Raw genomic sequence first — 17829 nt, forward strand, 5'->3', positions numbered from 1 at the left:
GCCGGCGGCGGCAGGCGCCGCGCCACCGTCGGCTCAGTGGCCGCCGGCCCACTCCCGTACGGCCTCCGCAAACGCCAGACAATCCGCGAACCGGTTGTACAGGGGCGCGGGCGAGATGCGGATCACATCCGGTTCGCGCCAGTCGCCGATGATGCCGTGGTCCATCAGGTATTCGAACAGGGCACGGCCGCGCTCGCGGCCGCCGGTCACGCGGATGGAGAGCTGGGCGCCGCGGCGCTGCGGTTCGGCGGGGGTCAGTACCTGCAGCACGTCGGCTAGCTGTGTCTGCACCAGCCATTCCAGGTAGCCGGTGAGTTGCAGCGATTTTTCGCGCAGGCGATCCATGCCGGCGCGGCGGAAGATCTGCAGCGACACGCGCAGCGGCGCCAGCGCGAGGATCGGCGGGTTGGACAGCTGCCAGCCGTCGGCGCCTGCCGTTGGCACGAATTCGGGGCCCATCTGGAAGCGGGTGGTCTTGTCGTGGCCCCACCAGCCGGCGAAGCGCGGCAGCACGGCTTGCGCATGGCGTTCGTGCACGAACGCGCCGCCGATCGCGCCGGGGCCGCTGTTGAGGTACTTGTAGCTGCACCAGATCGCGAAGTCGGCGCCGCTGTCGTGCAGTTGCAGCGGCAGGTTGCCGACGGCGTGGGCGAGGTCGAAGCCGACGGTGCAGCCGTGCTGGTGGCCGAGTGCGGTGATCGCCTTGAGGTCGAAGGCCTGGCCCGTGCGGTACTGCACGCCGGGCAGCAGCACCAGCGCGATGCGCGAGCCATGTTCGGCCAGCGCTCGTTCGATCGCGGCGGGCGAGGTGGTGCCGTTCGGTTCGTCGCTCTGCAGCTCGATCAGCGCGGTGGCGGGGTCGAAGCCGTGGAAGCGGACCTGCGATTCCACCGCGTAGCGGTCGGTGGGGAACGCGCCGGCCTCGATCAGGATCGCCGGACGTTCGGCGCTGGGGCGGTAGAAGCTCACCATCATCAGGTGCAGGTTTACCCCGAGGGTATTCATCGCGACGACTTCGGTGGGCTGCGCACCGACCAGCGCGGCGAGGTCGTCGCGGACGAACTCGTGGTAGTCCATCCACGGCAGGCGGCCCTTGAAGTGGCCTTCCACGCCCAGTTCGCCCCAGTAGTCCAGCTCCGCGTTCACCGCCTCGCGCACCGCGCGCGGCTGCAGGCCCAGTGAATTGCCGCAGAAGTACGTACTGTCGCGGTCTTCGTGCGGCGGGATCAGGAACTCGTCGCGGAACGAGCGCAGCGGGTCGGCGGCATCGCGGGCGTTCGCCCAGTCGCGGGTGGCTTCGAAACTTGCGGGCATGGGGAATCTCTTGGTGGCAAATCCCGCGCCTGTTTCGGGGAAGGGCGCGGAGGGGGTGAAGATCAAGAGCCAACCCCTCCCAGGCTCTCCCCTGCGGGGCAGGGGAGGGAGCAAGTCGGTTGACTATTTCAGTTGCGCGGCGATCGCGTCGCAGCCTTTGTCGAAGGCGGCCTTCCAGTCGGCACCGGCCTGGGTCTGGCTGGGGCGCATGCAGCGCAGCTGGATCGCGTGGCCGTTCTTGAACCAGTAGTGCTCGGTGTAGCTGAAGGCGGCGGCGTTTTCCTGCGCGGTGTAGACGTTGCTGTTCGGGCCCGGCGGCACCGCGGCGGCCTTGTAGCCGGGCAACGCCATGGCTTTCGCGGTGGCGTCGCTGCGGTACTGGTTGAAACCGTTGAGGTCGGCCACCTGCTTCACCGTGACGGTGACGCGGGCGAGGCTGTTCCTGCCGGTGGGCGAGGGATCGGGCACCTGGAATACGCGGGCTTCGGGGTCGCCCTGGGTTTCCATGATGCCGAGCCAGTTGTCCGGCGTGCTGAAGTGGACGCTGCCATCGGCCATGCTGACGTCGGCGGCGCGTGCACTGCCGGCCAGCAGGGCGCCGGCGACGGCAATCGCGAGGGTGGTGCTGCGCAGGAGGCTCATGCGGGTTCCTTCGGGATGGGATCGGGAGCGAAGCGGTGGCGGGGCAGACCCAGCCATTCCAGCGCGGTACCGTGGAACAGGCGCGCGCGGTCGGCTTCGTCCAGGCCCAGCGCCTCGATGCCGCTGCCGGGTTCCTGCTCCCCCAGCGGGAAAGGATAGTCGGTGCCGAGCATCACCTGGCGGGCGCCCGTCACATCCAGCAGATAGCGCAGCGCCTGGTCGTCGTGCACGCAGGAGTCGAAATAGAAGCGCTTGAGGTACTCGCGCGGGTTGCGTGGATTGTCGGTGGCGACCAGGTCCGGGCGCATCCTGAAGCCGTGCTCGATGCGGCCGATCGTCGAGGGGAAGCTGCCGCCGCCGTGGGCCAGCATCACGCGCAGCTTCGGCAGCCGCTCCAGCACGCCGCCGAAGACCAGGCAGCAGGCGGCGCGCGATTGCTCGGCGGGCATGCCGACCAGCCACGGCATCCAGTATTTCGGCATGCTGGCCATGCCCATCATGTCCCAGGGGTGCACCAGCACCGCGGCGCCGAGATCGGCAGCAGCCTCGAAGAACGGGAACAGCTCCGGCGCATCCAGGTTCCAGTCGCTGCAGTGCGAACCGATCTGCACGCCCTGCAGGCCCAGCTCGTCGATGCAGCGTTCCAGCTCGCGTACGGCCAGCTGCGGCGCCTGCAGCGGCACGGTGCCGATGCCGGCGTAGTGGCGTGGGAAGTCGCGGCAGATGCCGGCCATGTGCTCGTTGAGGTGGCGATGCAGCTCCAGCGCCTGGTAGCCCGGCGCCCAGTACGAGAACAGCACCGGCACGGTGGAGATCACCTGCACGTCGACACCGAAGCGGGCGTAGTCGTCGATGCGCGTCTGCGGGTCGAACGCCGAATCCCACACCTCGCGGAAGAAGCGGCTGTCCTTGTAGATGCGGTGGTGCCCGTCGGTGTGCGTCATCACCGGGAAGCGGTCGTCGCCGTACTTGGCTGCGAGGTTCGGCCAGTCGCGGGGCAGGATGTGCGCGTGCGTGTCGATCTTCAGCATCCGCGCAGTGTAAAACCTCTGCGCGGCGGCGTCCCGTTTGCTAGGGCGGGCACCGCCCGACGGCCCTTGAAGCAAACGGTGGCGGGCGGTGCCCGCCCTACCGGACGGGGGCTTCGGTGGCGGTGGGAGAACCCGGCCGGGTGCGGTTCGTCACGTGGGCCAGCGTGTTGATGTTGTCGACCAGGCGGTCGCTGATCCGCGCCAGCAACTCGGCGGCAACGGGGGCGCCGCCTTCCTGCATCGTGGCGACCAAGTGGCGCTGCATCGAGCGCAGGTCGGGCAGCGGGGCGGCCGGACGCCGCTCACGCAAGGCGGCAGCAATCGTCCGCACGGCGCCGGCTGCCTGCTCGACGAAGCGGGAGGTGCCTGCCGGTTCGGCCAGCGTGGCGAGATCGTCGAGGGTGGCTTCCAGCGTCATCGCGGTACGGGCGAGGCGGTTGCCGTTGGCGAACAGCGCGCGTGCCAGCGCCAGCAGCTCCGGCGGCGTGGCCGGCTCGGTGCGCATGCGGTCGATCGAGGCCTGCGCATTGGTGCGCGCGGTGCGCGCCGCGGTACGCATGTCGTTGTGGATGGCGGTCTGCCCGGGCTGCGCCAGCGCGTGCAGGTAGCTGGCGTAGGCGTCCAGCATCTCGGCCAGCGCGGCGCGCGCGCGGCCGCGCTCCCAGGTCGGCCAGGCCACGTAGGCGAGCAGGGCCATGCCGCAGCCGAGTGCCGTGTTGAGTACGCGGTCGCTCACTGCCAGGCCGGGGTTCACGCCGTCGAACGAGAGCAGGATCACCACCGTGCCGGTCAGTGCCGCCACCGCCATGCCGTAGTGCGCGCCGGCCAGGTAGCGGAACGCCATGCACAGCACCGCCATCAGCGCCAGGTGCGCCCACGGTTCGTCCGGCGTGACGTGCAGCAGCACGGTGGTGAGCACCAGCCCGAGCACGGTGCCGAGCACGCGCAGCAGGCCGAAGTTGAAGGTGGCGGCGAAGTCCGGACGCAGCACGATCGCTGCGGTCATCGGCAGCCAATAGCCGTGCGGCAGTTGCAGCAGGCGCGAGATCCACAGGGCGGCGCTGAGGCAGGCCGCCATGCGCACGGCGTGGCGGAACGCCACCGAACGCGGGGTGAGGCTGGCGCGCAGGGTGGCCCAGGGGGAACTGCTGCGCAGCGACGTGGGCAGCCGGATTTCCGCGGCACTGGCGCGCAGTTCGCCGCTGCTGCCGGCCCAGTCGGCGTTACGCACCGCGGCGGCCAACTGGCCGGCCAGTGCGTGGATATGCGCGGCCAGGCCGTCGGCGTCGCCGCCGCTGTCGAGCAGGGCGTGCTCGCTGGCGCGCAGGGTCTGCAACGCGTGGTCGGCCTGTTCGGGCGAGTCGCCGCGTTCCAGCGCCTCGGCGATCGTTGCCAGCACGCGGGCGGCATCGCCGCGGAACAGTGCATGGATGGCGGGGGCGGCGTGCAACGCGCTCATCGCGGTGAGTTCCAGCCGGATCCGCTCGGCCAGTTCCAGCAGCACGCCGAACGCTTCCATCGCGCGGCCATGCGCCCGGTCGCGGCCGAGCAGGGTGTGCTGCAGCGTGGTCATCGCCTCGGTCAATGCGGGCACCTCGGCCTCGTCGTGCGACGGCTGCCGGGCCAGTTCCGCCAGGCCGGCGTACACGTTGGCCAGCGCCATGCGCTCTGGCCAGTAACGCTGCAGCGGCCACGCCGCCAGCGAGAACACCATCAGCAGCAAGCCGCCGGCGAAAATCAGTGCCGCGCCGCCCACTGCGTGAGCGAGCGAGGTCGGTGTCGACGCGGTGATCACCAGCAGGATCATGCTGGTCATGCCGACCCGCGCGGTATCCGTGCCGAACACCACCAGCAGGCCGCCGAAGAAGCCGCAGGCGGCGGTGGCGAGCAGGATCGGCAGCAACTGGCCGCCAATCAGGAAACCCACCAGGGCGGCGATGCCGGCGGCCAGCGATGCCAGCAGCAGCTGCCGCAGGCGCTGGCGGTACGGCCCGGGCTGGTCGGAGAACATCGTGTCCAGCGCACCGGCGGCCACGCCCAGGCCGATCTGCGGGTGGCCGGTTGCCATGCCGGCGGCCAGCGGCAGCACCACCGCCGCGGTATTGCGCAGCACCACCCGCCACGGCACGTCCGGCCGCTTGATCGCGGTCAGGCTCTCGATCGCATGCGCGCGTAGCGAATAGCCGGTGGTAGACATGGGTGAGCGAGGAGTGAGTAAAGAGAAGTGAGAAGTGAGAGAGGTGCCGTGGCCCGGGCAAGGTTACCGTGCCACCCGATCCAATGCTCCGTGCCCTGTACGGGACGGGAAACGTGGTGATCTTGAATCGCCTTTCTCTCGTTTCTCACTCCTCTTTTTTCACTCCTGCTCTCAGGCTCTGCCGGCGAACTCGCCGGTCAGCGTGTTCACCCACACCTTTTCGTCGTTGCTGATGTACTCGGGCACCTGGATCTCGATGCCGGTGTCGAGCTTGGCCGGCTTGGTGCGCTTGGTGGCGCTGGCGCCCTTCATTTCGGGCGCGGTGTCGACCACGGTCAGCACCACGCTGGTAGGCACCTGCAGGCCGACCGGTGCGTCGTCGATCAGTTGCACGTAGTAGCCCTCGACCCCCTCGACGATGTAGCCGGCGTTGTCGCCGACCAGTTCCGGCGACAGCGGGTACTGGGTGTAATCCTCGGCATCCATGAAGACGAACGCCCCGTCGTCCATGTAGGAGAAGTTGGCGGCGCGGCGCACCAGATCCATTTCTTTCAGGTCGTCGTCGGCGCGCAGGCTGAGGTCGAACTTGCGTGCGCCCGGGATCGAATACATGGTGAAGCGGAAGGTGACATTGCCGCCGCGCGCGGTGGGCGCGCTGCGCTCGATGTCGCGCACCTGGTAGACGGTGCCGTCGTGTTCGACCACGTTGCCTTTCTTGACGTCGGAAGCTTTCATGGGTTGTAACCGGGTGATGTGAGTTTTATGGTCGTCATCCCTGCGAATGCAGGGATCCAGCGGCTTCGGCCCCTGAAGATCAAAGGCGCTGGCTTCCGGCTTGCGCCGGAATGACGGATTTATTTCGGCTGCAAGCGCACCGCGCCGTCAAGGCGGATCGTCTCGCCGTTGATGTAGCGGTTGCCGAGGATGAAGGCGACGGTCTGCGCGAATTCTTCTGGTTTGCCCAGCCGCGAGGGGAACGGGATCGAGGCGGACAGCGACTGCTGCACGGACTCGGGCATGCCATCCACCATCGGGGTCCAGAAGATGCCCGGCGCGATGGTCGCCACGCGGATGCCGAAGCGCGCCAGCTCGCGCGCCATCGGCAGGGTCATGCCGACCACGCCGCCCTTGGAGGCGGAGTAGGCGGCCTGGCCGATCTGGCCTTCGTAGGCGGCGACGCTGGCGGTGTTGACGATCACGCCACGCTCGCCGTCCTCGCCCGCCGGGTTGCCCTGCATCAGCGCCGCGCCAGCCTTGGCCACGTTGAAGCTGCCGACCAGGTTCACCATCACGGTGCTGGCGAAGGTGGAGAGCGGCATCGCGCCTTCCTTGCCCAGCACACGGCCGGCGCCGAGGATGCCGGCGCAGTTCATGACCACGTTGAGTCCGCCCATCGCATGGTGTGCGGCGGCCACGTTGGTGGCCACGCCCTCCTCGGAGGTGACGTCGGTGCGGAAGAAGCGCGCGGCCTGGCCCAGTTCCCGCGCAGCGGCCTGGCCCTTGTCCTCGTTGACGTCGAACAGCGCGACCTGGCCGCCGTGGGCGACGAGGTGCTGCGCCACCGCGTGGCCGAGACCGGAGGCGCCGCCGGTGATGATCGCCTTGACCTGATTGAGCTGCATGGGAAATCCCCGAAACGGATGCCGAAAGCCCCCAATAGTAGCCGAGCGGCGCCGGTTGCTGCAGGCTGAACGCGAAGCCGGCCGGGGCCGAGTGGTTCATGCCGGGTTGGGCTGGCCGGGGCAAGCTTTGTGCCGGGCCGCACAGCGGTGCCGGGCGATTGCCGGTACGATGCGGGCGGCCCCATGGCCCATATGAAGTGGAGATCGACACATGAAGAAGCTGCTTGGTCTGTCCGTCGTGTGCGGTGCGATGCTGATGCTGGCCAGCGGCTCCGTGCTGGCGCAGGGTCACGGCCACGGTCGTGGCCATGGTCACGGCAATGACGGATATGAGCAGGATGACGGTGATCGCGGTCGCGGCTACGACGAGGATGGCGGTCGTTACGTGCGCTACGATGATGACGGCGACCAGGGACCGGGTCACGGCCATGGCCACGCCTACGGCCACTACAAGAACTGGCACGACCGCGGCCGCCACGAGGGCTGGTACAAGCGCGGCGGCTACCTGCCGGTGGAATACCGCAGCACCCGCTACGTGGTGTACGACTGGCGCGACGCTGACCTGCGCGAACCGCCGCGCGGCTATCGTTGGGTGCGCAGCGACAACGGCGACTACCTGCTGGTGGCGATCGCCACCGGCGTGATCGTCGACCTGCTGCTCAGCCACTAAGTCGGCTTGCAGGCATGACGGCGCGTCCGCATCGCGGGCGCGCCGTTTTTCATGGGGCTCCTTGCGCAGGGCGGACACCAGTCGCAGGGCGGGCACCGCCCGCCGGCTCTGGCTCTTCGGCGTCGTGAGGAAGAGCGGCGGGCCGTGCCCGCCCTACGTGCGTTGGGAATTCAGTGCTGGCGTTCCAGCAGTGATTGCAGCTGCGCGGGCGGCAGCTGGGGAAACGGGGTGATGGCTGCGGGTGGATTCGCGGCGACCTGCAGCTCCTTCTGCCAGACGCCCACGTCCCACCACTGCGCCAGCTTGTAACCGCACTGGCGCCACACTCCCGCCGGGGTGAAACCCATCGCCTCGTGCATCGCCACGCTGACGGTACCGGGCAGGGTGATCACGCCGACCGCCTGGGTAATGCCCTGCAGCCGCATTACGTCGAGCAGCCCGCCGTACAGCCGGCGCGCGATGCCGCGTCGGTGCGCGTCAACGCGCACGTAGATCGAGGTCTCCGCGATCCAGTCGTAGGCGGCACGCTCGCGGAAGCGCCCGGCGTACGCATACGCCAGCACCTCACCGGCTTCTTCCCACACCAGCCACGGGTAGTGTTGCAGGCGGGCACGCAGGCGCTCGCGCATGGCCTCCACGCCGGGCAACCCGGTTTCGAAGGTAGCCACGCCGTCGAGGACCGATGGCGCGTAGATCGCGTGGATGGCGGCGGCGTCTTCGTCGCGGGCGATGCGGATGGCGGTCATGGTGGTCACAGTTCGCGGATGAACCAGCGGTCGCAGCCGTGGTGGCCGGTGCCGCCCATCGGCGTGCAGATCGGTGCGAAACCGCTGCGCTTGTACAACGCCTGGGCCGCGTCCATGCCGGTCAGCGTTTCCAGGTAGCAGCGGCGGAAGCCGTGGGCGCGCGCCGCGTCGAGGCAGCGTTGCATCATCGCGCGGCCGGCGCCGATGCCGCGCGCGGCGGGCAGGAAGTACATCTTGCGCAGCTCGCACACGTCCTGCTCGCCGCCGGCCAGCGGCGCCACGCCACCGCCGCCGAGCACGGCGCCGTCGCGCTCGACCACGAAATAGCTGCAGCGCGGTTGCGCATAGACCTGGTACATGGTGTCCACCTCGGCGTCGTGGATCGCGAAGCCGGGGCCGTCGGCGCCGAACTCGGGCATCACGGCGCGGATGATCGCGGCCATGGCCGCGTTGTCGGAAGGCTCGATCGGGCGGATCAGGTAGTCGTTGGTCATGGAAGCGAGTGCGGGGAAAGGAGAGGGTGTAGTGTGCCCGAGCTGGTGCCGCCTGGGAGTCGTGCCGTGCTGATCTACGATGCCATAAGCCCTGCGCCGCGTTGCCTGCGCATGTTCGTGCTGGAAAAACGCCAGCAGCTGGCGTCGCCATGAGCTACGCACCGGGCCTGCCGCTGCGTTGCCGCATGGTATCTGCGTTGGTGCTGCGTGGTACGGGCAACGATACCCGGATGCTGCTGGTGCGCCGTGCTGGTGCCTACCTGCACGGTGTGTGGAGCTATGTCGCCGGCCATGTCGAGGCCGGCGAAACCGGCTGGCAGGCTGCGCTGCGCGAGTTGCGCGAAGAAACCGGCCTGCTGCCCGTGACGCTGCACGCGACCAGTTTCTGCGAACAGTTCTATGCCGCGCAGGACGACGGCATCGAATTGGTGCCCGCCTTCGTGGCGCGTGTGGCCGACGACATCGCGGTGCGTTTGAATGGCGAGCACTCCGCGTTCCGCTGGGCGACGCTCGACGAGGCGTCCGGGCTGCTGCCGTTCGGCAGCCAGCGCGACCTGCTCGCGCATGTGCGCCGTGAATTCGTGGAGCGCGAGCCGTCGCCGTTCCTGCGTATCGCGCTGGACTGAGCGGTACGCGCCGCGCTTGGGTTAGGGGCGGCGGTAGACGCTGCCATCCTTCATTACGAACACCGGGTGGTGCAGGGCGTCGATGTGCATGGCGGGATCGCCCGCAAAGGCGGCGAGGTCGGCGGCCAGGCCCGGTGCGATGCGGCCGAGGCGCTGCGGCTGGCGCAGGATCTTCGCCGCCACGTCGGTGGCGGCGTGCAGCGCCTGCGCCGGCGTCATGCCATCGGCGACCATCGCGGCCGGTTCGCGCCAGTTCTCGCCGTGCGCGAACACGCCCACGTCGCTGCCGTTGCCGATGGTGACGCCCAGCTTCAGCGCGGTGCGGAACGCGCGGGCCGCTTCCTGCATGGCTGGCGTGGGCGCCGACTGCCCGGGCACGTAGTGCTGGAAATACTCGGAGGTGGCTTCCACCGCGGTGAGCGTGGGCTCGTAGGCGATACCCTTCTGCTTCAGCAGGCGGAAGGTGGCCTCGCTGGCGCCATAGCCGTGTTCGATGGTGTCCACGCCCGCCTCCGCCGCGTTGCGCACGCCGGCCTCGCTGGCCGCATGCGCGGCGACCGGACGGCCGATCTGGTGGGCCGCCTCCACAATCGCTCTGATCTCGGCCGGGGACAGCGTGGGCATGGTCTGGCCGTGTTCGCCCACACGGTAGTCGGCGTACAGCTTGATCCAGTCCGCGCCGCGCGCGGCCTGCTCGCGCACAGCCGCCACGGCAGCATCCACGCCGGTCACCGGCTGGGCGCCCTGCGGCAGGTCCAGGTCGGGACGGAAGCCGCGCGGTCCCGGCCCATAGCTGGCGGTGGCGACGATGGCGCGGGTGGCGACGAACACGCGCGGGCCGGGAATCAGCCCTTCCTCGATCGCGCGCTTGATCGACACGTCGGCGTAGCCGGCGCCCTCGGTGCCGAGGTCGCGCAAAGTGGTGAAGCCGGCGAGCAGGGTGTCGCGCGCGTGTCTGGCGGCTTCGAGCGTGCGGTAGTCCTGCGGCTCGGTGAGCACCTGGTCGTTCCACAGCGTCTCGTTGTACGGATGCAGGAACAGGTGCGAGTGCAGGTCGATCAGGCCGGGAGTGAGCGTGGCGCCGGGCAGTTCGATGCGCTGGGCGCCGGCAGGGGCCTGGATGCTCTCGCGCGGGCCAACCGCGGCGATCGTGCCGTCGTGTACCAGCACCGCCCAGCCGGTGTGCGCGGCGTCGCCGTCGGCGGTCCACACCCGTTCGGGCAGCAGCAGCCAGTCGCCCTTGGATGCGCTGCCGGTCGCCGCCACGGGCGCGAGCACGGCGCACAGCAGGAGCAGCAGGAGTGCCGTCGTTCGCTGGACCATCGGGCTTGCGCGCATCGTTTCCTTCCCCTCGCCGATCGAGGTTTCGATCATAACGAGTCACGCAGGGACCGCGGCGACTCAGCCGACGGCGGTGCGCGCGCGGGTGACCCGGCTGGCGGTTTCCTTGTGCAGCTGCGCGGCCAGCCAGGCGCCGGTGGCGACCAGCAGGTCGAGGTCGATGCCGGTTTCCAGCCCCAGGCCGTGCAGCATGTAGACCACGTCCTCGCTGGCCACGTTGCCGGTGGCGCCCTTCGCGTAGGGGCAGCCGCCGGTGCCGGAGACTGCGCTGTCGACCACGCGCACGCCTTCCTCCAGGCAGGCGAGGATGTTCGCCAGCGCCTGGCCGTAGGTGTCGTGGAAATGCACGGCGAGCGCGTCGATCGGCACCTCCTGCGCCACCGCATGCAGCATCGCGCGCGCCCTGGCCGGAGTGCCCACGCCGATGGTGTCGCCCAGCGAGATTTCGTCGCAGCCCAGCTCGTACATGCGCCGCGCCACGCGTACCACGTCGGCCACCGGCACCTCGCCCTGGTAAGGGCAGCCGAGCACGGTGGAGACGTAGCCGCGCACCGTCACCTCGTCGGCCTGGGCCTGTTCCATCACCGGGACGAAGCGCTCGATCGACTCGTCGATCGAGGCGTTGATGTTCCTGCGGTTGAACGCTTCCGACGCGGCGGTGAACACCGCGACGTCCGTGGCGCCGGCTTCGCGCGCGCGCTGGTAGCCCTGCAGGTTGGGTACCAGTACCGGGTAGCGCACGCCCGGCACCTTGCGGATGCCGCGAAACACCTCGGCCGCGTCGGCCAGCTGCGGTACCCACTTCGGGCTGACGAAGCTGGTCGCCTCGATCGTCTGCAGGCCGGTGGCGGAGAGCCGGTCGATCAACGCGATCTTCACCTCGGCCGGCAGCAGGGTCTTCTCGTTCTGCAGGCCGTCGCGGGCGCCGACCTCGACGATGCGGACGTGGTTGGATGGAGTCATGAGGAAGCTCCGGTAGGAAGTAATGTTGCCACTCGCCGGCGTGGCGTAGGGCGGGCAGTGCCCGCCCTACGAAGCCGGGGCGAAGCGCACCAGCACGGCATCGGCTTCGACGAACTCACCTTGCGTGGCGTTCACGCTCTCGATGGTGCCGGCGCGCGGCGCCTTCAAGGCCAACTCCATCTTCATCGCCTCCATCACCAGCAGTTCCTGGCCCTGTTCGACCGCGTCGCCGGCCTTCGCCTTCACCAGCACGATGCGGCCGGGCATCGGCGCGATCACCTGGTTGCCGCCGGTCGCGTCCTTCGATTCCCACGCGAACGCCGCGGCGCGGCTGAAACTGTAGCGCTGGCCGTTGGCGTCGTGCAGCAGCACGCGGGCGGCGTCGCTGCGCAGCGGCACGCGGTGCGATTCACCGTTGAAGCGGGCGCTGAGGCTGTCGTCTTGCAGGCGCCCGCCGCGCACCTCGCAGCCCGCTTCGGCGTGGCGCAGTTGATAGTTGCCGTCGTGGCCGTGGGCCTCGATCTCGAAACGCCGTTCGCGAGAGGTCAGTGCCACGATGCGTTTGCCGGCATGGCCGATGCGCCAGGCGTCGGCGCGCGCCCAGGGCGAGTGCGGATCGCTCGCGGCGGCCCCGACATGCCGTTCGTCATGCAGCAGCGCGGCGGTGGCAGCGGCGAACAGCACGCCATCGCTTGGCGCCGCGTCGCCGACCAGGAATTCGTCGAGGTGGCGATCCAGATAACCGGTGTCGATGCGCCCTTCGATCACCGCCGGGTGCCGCGCCAGCCGTTCGAGGAAGCCGATGTTCGATTTCGGGCCGACGATCTCGCACGCGGCCAGCGCCTCGCGCAGCCGCTGCAGGGCCTGCGGACGGTCCTGGTCGAACACGATCAGCTTGGCGATCATCGGGTCGTAGAAGATCGTCACCGTGTCGCCTTCGATCACGCCGCCGTCGAGGCGCACATGGGCCGACGGCGCGGGCAGGCGCAGCGTCTGCAGCTTGCCGGAGCCGGGCAGGAAGTTCTGGTCGGGATCTTCCGCGTACAGACGCACCTCGATCGCGTGGCCGCGGGCGTGCACCTGGTCCTGCGTCAACGGCAGCGGTTCGCCCGCGGCCACGCGCAGTTGCCATTCGACCAGGTCCAGGCCCAGGGTCAGTTCGGTGACCGGGTGCTCGACCTGCAGGCGCGTGTTCATTTCCATGAAGAAGAACTCGCCGTCCTGCGCCACGATGAACTCCACCGTCCCGGCGCCCACGTAGTCGACCGCTTTCGCGGCGGCCACCGCGGCTTCGCCCATCGCCTGGCGGCGCGCGGCGTCGAGGAAGAGCGAGGGGGTTTCCTCCAGCACCTTCTGGTAGCGGCGCTGGGCCGAGCATTCGCGCTCGTTGAGGTGGATCACGTGGCTGTGGCGGTCGCCGAACACCTGGAACTCGATGTGCCGCGGCTGCTCGATGTAGCGCTCCAGCAGCATGCTGGCGTCGCCGAACGCGGCCTTGGCCACGCGCTGCGCGGTTTCCAGCGCCTCGGGGAACTCCGCGTCCGAGCGCACGATCTGCATGCCTTTGCCGCCGCCGCCGGCCGAGGGCTTGATGATCAGCGGGTAGCCGATGGCGTGCGCCTGTTCGGCAAGGTACGCATTGTCCTGCTCGTCGCCGTCGTAGCCGGGCACCAGCGGCACGGCGTGCTTCGCCATCAGGTGCTTGGCGGCGGCCTTGGAGCCCATCGCCTCGATGCTCTGCGGGTCGGGTCCGATGAACACGATGCCGGCGTCCTGGCAGGCGCGCGAGAAGGCGGTGTTCTCGGACAGGAAACCGTAGCCGGGGTGGATAGCCTGGGCGCCGCTGTTCTTCGCGGCTTCGAGGATCGCGTCGATCCGCAGGTAGGACTCGGCCGGCAGCGGGCCGCCGATCGGCCACGCCTCGTCGGCCAGCCGCACGTGCTGCGCGTCGCGGTCGGCTTCCGAATACACCGCGATGGTGTGGATGCCGAGCCGGCGGCAGGTGCGGATCACGCGGCAGGCGATCTCGCCGCGGTTGGCAATCAGTACGCGCTCGAACATGCGAATCCCTGGAACCGTTTGGGACGAAACAAAGTCGTTGAAGTTAGCAGATTGCGGAATGTCTGCCGACGCCGATGCCGATTCGCCGTCGTAGGGCGGGCACTGCCCGCCGGCTCTGTGTTTTGTACTTCGAGGCGCCGAGTGGCGGGCAGTGCCCGCCCTACCGGAGCGGTCATGCCCCGTTTTCCTGCTGCGTGGCAGCGACCCATGCCGGCGCGCGTTTGTCGAGGAAGGCGCCCAGCCCGTGCTGGCCCTCCGGCGACACGCGCAGGCGGGCGATCAGCTCGGCATTGGCGGCATCGATGCGCTCGGCCTGCGCCGGGTCGGCACCGCCGATGCGCAGCGCCAGCTGCTTCGCCTCGCGCTGGGCCAGCGGCCCGGCCTTGGCCAGCAGGTACAGCTGGCGTTCGATCGCCTCGTCCAGCCCGGTGCCCGCCACCACCGCGTGCAGCAGGCCGATGCGCTGCGCATCAAAGGCGTCGAACACCTCGCCGGTGACGAACAGCCGGCGCGCCTCGCGCAGGCCGATCGCGGCGACCACGTAGGGCGAGATCACCGCAGGCACCAGGCCCAGCTTCACTTCCGACAGCGCGAACTTGGCGCTGTCCACGCCAATCGCGATGTCGCAGCAGGCGACCAGGCCCACGCCGCCGCCGTAGGCGGCGCCGTTGACGCGCGCGACGGTGGGCTTGGACAGGAACTGCAGGGTGCGCATCAGCCGAGCCAGGCGCAGCGAGTCCTCGCGGTTCTCCTGCTCGCTGGCGGCGGCCATGCCGCGCATCCAGTGGAGGTCGGCGCCGGCGGAGAAGCAGCTGCCGTTGCCGGAGAGCACCACCGCGCGCACGGCGGGATCGGCATCGGCCTGCAGCAGCGCCTCGGTGAGCGCGGCGATCAGCGCGTCGTCGAACGCGTTGTGGATCTGCGGGCGGTTCAGGGTGAGCCAGGCGGCCGAGTCGCGGCGTTCGCTGAGGATGGAGTCGATCATCGCGGATCCCGGGTTGCAAATAACGCGATGATAAACGCAGCCGGGGTGCGGCAATCGGCGTGGTGCAGCGGGACGGGCCAGGGTCTACAATGCGAATTATTCTTATTTGAGAATCCAGCCCGTGCGTCTGTCCGATTTGCCCAAGGGTGCTCCCGCCGTGGTCGACCGCGTGGACGACGCGCATACGTCCGATCCGATCGCGCAACGCCTGCGCGACCTGGGCTTCGTCGACGGCGAGCCGGTGCGCGTGGTGGCGGTGGGGCCGATGGGCGGCGATCCGCTGCTGATCCAGATCGGCTTCACCCGGTTCGCCTTGCGTCGCGCCGAGGCGGACCGGGTCAGCGTGCGCACCGGTGTGGCGGCATGAGCGCGTCGACCCTGCGCATTGCCCTGGTCGGCAACCCGAACTGCGGCAAGACGGCGCTGTTCAACCTGCTCACCGGTGGCCGCCAGAAGGTGGCGAACTACGCCGGCGTCACGGTGGAGCGCAAGGAGGGCCGCTTCACCGCGCCGTCCGGTCGCGTGCTGCAGATCCTCGACCTGCCCGGCGCCTACAGCTTCGATGCCAACAGCCCGGACGAGCAGATCACCCGCGACGTCTGCGCCGGCAACTACCCGGGCGAAACGCCGCCGGACCTGATCGTCTGCGTGGCCGACGCCACCAACCTGCGCCTGCACCTGCGCTTCGTGCTGGAGGTGAAGCGGCTGGGCCGTCCGGTGGTGCTGGCGTTGAACATGATGGACACCGCGCGCTCGCGCGGCATCGCGATCGACGTGCCGGAACTGCAGCGGCGGCTGGACCTGCCGGTGGTGGAGACGGTGGCGGTGAGGCGCGGCGGCGCGCGGGCGCTGATCGAGCGGGTCGACGGTGAGGTGCCGCCGGCGGCGCCGCTGCAGGCGGACGACGCGGCCAGCCGCGCCGATCTGCACGCGCAGGTGCGCGAGCTGCTGGCGGCGACCGTGCGCATGCCGCGGGTCACCGCCGAGCTCGACGACGCACTCGACCGCTGGACCCTGCATCCGGTGTTCGGCCTCGCCATCCTGGCGGTAGTGATGTTCCTGGTGTTCCAGGCGGTCTATGCGGCCGGCAAGCCGATGAGCGACCTGATCGGCGACGGCTTCGGCTGGATGGGCGAGCACGTCGCCGCGCTGATGCCGGACGGCCCGCTGCGCAGCCTGGTGGTCGACGGCCTGTTCGGCGGCATCGGTACCGTGCTGGGCTTCCTGCCGGTGATCCTGGTGCTGTTCTTCTTCATCCTCACGCTGGAGGAATCCGGCTACCTGCCGCGCGCGGCTTTCCTGCTCGACCGCCTGATGCTGTCGGTGGGGCTGACCGGGCGCTCGTTCATCCCGCTCCTGTCCAGCTTCGCCTGCGCTATCCCCGGCATCATGGGCACGCGCAGCATCCAGGACCCGCGCGACCGCATCACCACCATCCTGATCGCGCCGCTGATGACCTGCTCGGCGCGGCTGCCGGTGTACGCGCTGCTGATCGGCGCGTTCATTCCGGTCCGCTACGTGTTCGGCGTATTCAACCTGCAGGGCGTGGTGCTGTTCGCGCTGTACCTGGCCGGCATCCTCGGCGCGATGCTGGTGGGCTGGGTGATGAAGCACCTGCGCCGCGACAAGAGCGAGCACGCGCTGCTGATGGAGCTGCCTTCGTACCGCCTGCCGAAGGCGCGCGACGTGGCGATCGGGCTGTACGAGCGCGGCATGATCTTCCTGAAGCGGCTGACCGGGGTGATCCTCGGCCTGACCGTGCTGATGTGGTTCCTCTCCACCTTCCCGGGCGCGCCGGAAGGCGCAACCCTGCCGGCGATCGACTACAGCTTCGCCGGCTACATCGGTCGTGGCCTGCAGTACGTGTTCGCGCCGATCGGTTTCAACTGGCAGGTCAGCCTGGCGTTGATCCCGGCGTTTGCCGCACGCGAGACCGCGGTGGCGGCGCTGGCCACCGTCTACCTGGTGGGCGGCGAGGGCGCGGGGCTGGGGCAGGCACTGGCGGGGCAGATCCCGCTGGCCAGTGCGCTGTCGCTGCTGGTGTGGTTCGCGTACGCGCCGCAGTGCATGTCCACGCTGGCGATCATCAAGCGTGAGACCGATTCCTGGCGCAATGTGGCGATTTCGTTCGGCTACATGTTCGTGATGGCCTACGCCGCGTCGTTCCTGGTGTACCAGGTGGCCAGGGTGCTGACGTGAGCACCGGCCTGCTGGCGCAGTACGTGGTGGTCGGGCTGGTGGTGCTGGCCAGCGTGCTGATCGTGCTGCGCAAGCTGGCGCCGAAGCTCACCAACCGCTGGCTGGCGGCGTCGTCGATCCGCCTGGGGCGGTCCGGCCGTTCGCGCGCGGCCCGCGCGTTGGGTCGCTTCCTGCAGCCGCGGGAAGCCACCGGCAATTGCGCCGACGGCTGCAGCACCTGCGGCGCCTGCGGCCCCAAGCCGCCGGCCGCGGCGCGGCCCGGCGAGCCGATGCCGCTGGAATTCCGTCCGCGGCGATGAGGGTTCCGTTTTGGCTCCTCCCCCTGCTTGCAGGGGGAGGCTGGGGGGGTGCTTTTGATCTGCGGCGAAGAGCGACCCCACCCCAACCCTCCCCTGCGACCGAAGGAAGTCCCTTTGGGACAAGCAGGGGAGGGGCAAAACCCGGGCATGAAAAAGCCGGCTTGCGCCGGCTTTTTGCGTGCCACGCGGGTCGCGCTCCGGCTTACGCCAGTTCGCGGATCTTCGCGTTGAGGCGGCTCTTGTGGCGGGCGGCCTTGTTCTTGTGGATCAGGCCGCGGGCGGCGTAACGATCCATCACCGGCTGGGCGGCGGTGAAAGCGGCGACGGCGCCGGCCTTGTCCTTGGCCTCGATGGCCTTGACGACCTTCTTCAGGGCGGTGCGGACCATGGAGCGGGCGCTGATGTTGCGCAGACGGCGCTGTTCGGACTGGCGCGCGCGCTTCTTCGCGGACTTGATGTTGGCCAAGGTAGAACTCCGGGATGCAGTGTTGCGGTTGGGTGGAAAAAGACGGCAATTATGCGGTCGATTCGCCTGCGCGTCAATCATTTAGACGGGCAGGCAAGGCCCACGGACGGGTATCGTCCGGCCCGGCGGCCCGCGCTGCCGGCATTTTGCCACAGGACGGGCTGTCATCCTGC

Annotated in this window: 18 protein-coding genes; 5 read left to right on the forward strand and 13 right to left on the reverse strand. The window is 69.4% G+C overall.

Annotated elements, in window-relative coordinates:
- Positions 1-33 precede the first annotated feature (33 nt).
- The 6 genes from kynU to AC1Q5A_RS05840 form a co-directional block, all read right to left on the reverse strand.
- Positions 34-1314 (reverse strand): kynureninase, encoded by a 1281-nt coding sequence (kynU, locus tag AC1Q5A_RS05815; protein WP_492699211.1) that lies wholly within the window; start codon positions 1312-1314, stop codon positions 34-36.
- A 123-nt stretch (positions 1315-1437) separates the two neighbouring features.
- Positions 1438-1956 (reverse strand): hypothetical protein, encoded by a 519-nt coding sequence (locus AC1Q5A_RS05820; RefSeq protein ID WP_492699213.1) that lies wholly within the window; start codon positions 1954-1956, stop codon positions 1438-1440.
- Positions 1953-2987 (reverse strand): amidohydrolase family protein, encoded by a 1035-nt coding sequence (locus AC1Q5A_RS05825; RefSeq protein WP_492699214.1) that lies wholly within the window; start codon positions 2985-2987, stop codon positions 1953-1955. The genes AC1Q5A_RS05820 and AC1Q5A_RS05825 overlap by 4 nt, the downstream gene beginning before the upstream one ends.
- Before the next feature lie 97 nt (positions 2988-3084).
- Positions 3085-5184, reverse strand: coding sequence for an FUSC family protein (locus AC1Q5A_RS05830; protein ID WP_492699215.1), 2100 nt, complete (start codon positions 5182-5184; stop codon positions 3085-3087).
- Between the two features lie 171 nt (positions 5185-5355).
- Positions 5356-5919 (reverse strand): elongation factor P-like protein EfpL, encoded by a 564-nt coding sequence (gene efpL / locus AC1Q5A_RS05835; RefSeq protein WP_492699217.1) that lies wholly within the window; start codon positions 5917-5919, stop codon positions 5356-5358.
- A gap of 119 nt (positions 5920-6038) precedes the next feature.
- On the reverse strand, positions 6039-6806 hold the full coding sequence (locus AC1Q5A_RS05840; protein WP_492699219.1) for an SDR family NAD(P)-dependent oxidoreductase: 768 nt from the start codon (positions 6804-6806) through the stop codon (positions 6039-6041).
- Between the two features lie 211 nt (positions 6807-7017).
- On the opposite strand from AC1Q5A_RS05840, the gene AC1Q5A_RS05845 reads away from it, so the two are divergent.
- Positions 7018-7476 (forward strand): RcnB family protein, encoded by a 459-nt coding sequence (locus AC1Q5A_RS05845; RefSeq protein WP_492699221.1) that lies wholly within the window; start codon positions 7018-7020, stop codon positions 7474-7476.
- A gap of 170 nt (positions 7477-7646) precedes the next feature.
- Here AC1Q5A_RS05845 and AC1Q5A_RS05850 read toward each other — a convergent pair whose 3' ends face one another.
- Positions 7647-8222, reverse strand: coding sequence for a GNAT family N-acetyltransferase (locus tag AC1Q5A_RS05850; protein ID WP_492699223.1), 576 nt, complete (start codon positions 8220-8222; stop codon positions 7647-7649).
- Between the two features lie 5 nt (positions 8223-8227).
- A complete protein-coding gene (locus tag AC1Q5A_RS05855; RefSeq protein ID WP_492699224.1) occupies positions 8228-8716 on the reverse strand; it encodes a GNAT family N-acetyltransferase in 489 nt (162 codons plus the stop codon).
- Positions 8717-8865: 149 nt separating this feature from the next.
- On the opposite strand from AC1Q5A_RS05855, the gene AC1Q5A_RS05860 reads away from it, so the two are divergent.
- Positions 8866-9342, forward strand: coding sequence for an NUDIX hydrolase (locus AC1Q5A_RS05860; RefSeq protein ID WP_492699226.1), 477 nt, complete (start codon positions 8866-8868; stop codon positions 9340-9342).
- Between the two features lie 21 nt (positions 9343-9363).
- Here the strand turns inward: AC1Q5A_RS05860 and AC1Q5A_RS05865 are convergent, their stop codons facing one another.
- From AC1Q5A_RS05865 to AC1Q5A_RS05880, 4 genes are all read right to left on the reverse strand, one after another.
- Positions 9364-10680, reverse strand: coding sequence for a metal-dependent hydrolase family protein (locus tag AC1Q5A_RS05865; protein WP_492699228.1), 1317 nt, complete (start codon positions 10678-10680; stop codon positions 9364-9366).
- 63 nt (positions 10681-10743) lie between these two features.
- Positions 10744-11646: a hydroxymethylglutaryl-CoA lyase gene (locus AC1Q5A_RS05870; protein WP_492699230.1), complete on the reverse strand. Its 903-nt coding sequence runs from the start codon at positions 11644-11646 to the stop codon at positions 10744-10746.
- 66 nt (positions 11647-11712) lie between these two features.
- Positions 11713-13707, reverse strand: coding sequence for an acetyl/propionyl/methylcrotonyl-CoA carboxylase subunit alpha (locus AC1Q5A_RS05875; RefSeq protein ID WP_492699232.1), 1995 nt, complete (start codon positions 13705-13707; stop codon positions 11713-11715).
- 172 nt (positions 13708-13879) lie between these two features.
- Positions 13880-14692 (reverse strand): enoyl-CoA hydratase-related protein, encoded by an 813-nt coding sequence (locus AC1Q5A_RS05880; RefSeq protein WP_492699234.1) that lies wholly within the window; start codon positions 14690-14692, stop codon positions 13880-13882.
- Positions 14693-14813: 121 nt separating this feature from the next.
- Between AC1Q5A_RS05880 and AC1Q5A_RS05885 the strand changes: the two genes are divergently transcribed.
- The 3 genes from AC1Q5A_RS05885 to AC1Q5A_RS05895 are packed head-to-tail and all read left to right on the forward strand — an operon-like array spanning position 14814 to position 17190.
- A complete protein-coding gene (locus AC1Q5A_RS05885) occupies positions 14814-15059 on the forward strand; it encodes a FeoA family protein (protein WP_492699236.1) in 246 nt (81 codons plus the stop codon).
- Positions 15056-16891, forward strand: coding sequence for a ferrous iron transporter B (gene feoB / locus AC1Q5A_RS05890; RefSeq protein ID WP_492699238.1), 1836 nt, complete (start codon positions 15056-15058; stop codon positions 16889-16891). The genes AC1Q5A_RS05885 and feoB overlap by 4 nt, the downstream gene beginning before the upstream one ends.
- Positions 16888-17190: a DUF6587 family protein gene (locus AC1Q5A_RS05895; protein WP_492699240.1), complete on the forward strand. Its 303-nt coding sequence runs from the start codon at positions 16888-16890 to the stop codon at positions 17188-17190. Before feoB ends, AC1Q5A_RS05895 begins: the two co-directional genes overlap by 4 nt.
- A gap of 202 nt (positions 17191-17392) precedes the next feature.
- Here AC1Q5A_RS05895 and rpsT read toward each other — a convergent pair whose 3' ends face one another.
- Positions 17393-17656, reverse strand: coding sequence for a 30S ribosomal protein S20 (gene rpsT / locus AC1Q5A_RS05900; RefSeq protein WP_068097791.1), 264 nt, complete (start codon positions 17654-17656; stop codon positions 17393-17395).
- Positions 17657-17829: the final 173 nt, after the last annotated feature.

Source organism: Rhodanobacter sp. GW835-FHT13D09 (genome assembly GCF_058793995.1).

Excerpts from the sequence above, each read along its gene's own strand:
- feoB (WP_492699238.1), top strand. The coding sequence starts at position 15,056 with ATGAGCGCGTCGACCCTGCGCATTGCCCTGGTCGGCAACCCGAACTGC.
- efpL (WP_492699217.1), bottom strand. The coding sequence starts at position 5,919 with ATGAAAGCTTCCGACGTCAAGAAAGGCAACGTGGTCGAACACGACGGC.
- AC1Q5A_RS05860 (WP_492699226.1), top strand. The coding sequence starts at position 8,866 with ATGAGCTACGCACCGGGCCTGCCGCTGCGTTGCCGCATGGTATCTGCG.
- AC1Q5A_RS05880 (WP_492699234.1), bottom strand. The coding sequence starts at position 14,692 with ATGATCGACTCCATCCTCAGCGAACGCCGCGACTCGGCCGCCTGGCTC.
- AC1Q5A_RS05830 (WP_492699215.1), bottom strand. The coding sequence starts at position 5,184 with ATGTCTACCACCGGCTATTCGCTACGCGCGCATGCGATCGAGAGCCTG.
- AC1Q5A_RS05850 (WP_492699223.1), bottom strand. The coding sequence starts at position 8,222 with ATGACCGCCATCCGCATCGCCCGCGACGAAGACGCCGCCGCCATCCAC.
- AC1Q5A_RS05840 (WP_492699219.1), bottom strand. The coding sequence starts at position 6,806 with ATGCAGCTCAATCAGGTCAAGGCGATCATCACCGGCGGCGCCTCCGGT.
- AC1Q5A_RS05820 (WP_492699213.1), bottom strand. The coding sequence starts at position 1,956 with ATGAGCCTCCTGCGCAGCACCACCCTCGCGATTGCCGTCGCCGGCGCC.
- AC1Q5A_RS05875 (WP_492699232.1), bottom strand. The coding sequence starts at position 13,707 with ATGTTCGAGCGCGTACTGATTGCCAACCGCGGCGAGATCGCCTGCCGC.
- AC1Q5A_RS05825 (WP_492699214.1), bottom strand. The coding sequence starts at position 2,987 with ATGCTGAAGATCGACACGCACGCGCACATCCTGCCCCGCGACTGGCCG.
- AC1Q5A_RS05865 (WP_492699228.1), bottom strand. The coding sequence starts at position 10,680 with ATGCGCGCAAGCCCGATGGTCCAGCGAACGACGGCACTCCTGCTGCTC.
- AC1Q5A_RS05870 (WP_492699230.1), bottom strand. The coding sequence starts at position 11,646 with ATGACTCCATCCAACCACGTCCGCATCGTCGAGGTCGGCGCCCGCGAC.
- kynU (WP_492699211.1), bottom strand. The coding sequence starts at position 1,314 with ATGCCCGCAAGTTTCGAAGCCACCCGCGACTGGGCGAACGCCCGCGAT.
- AC1Q5A_RS05855 (WP_492699224.1), bottom strand. The coding sequence starts at position 8,716 with ATGACCAACGACTACCTGATCCGCCCGATCGAGCCTTCCGACAACGCG.
- AC1Q5A_RS05845 (WP_492699221.1), top strand. The coding sequence starts at position 7,018 with ATGAAGAAGCTGCTTGGTCTGTCCGTCGTGTGCGGTGCGATGCTGATG.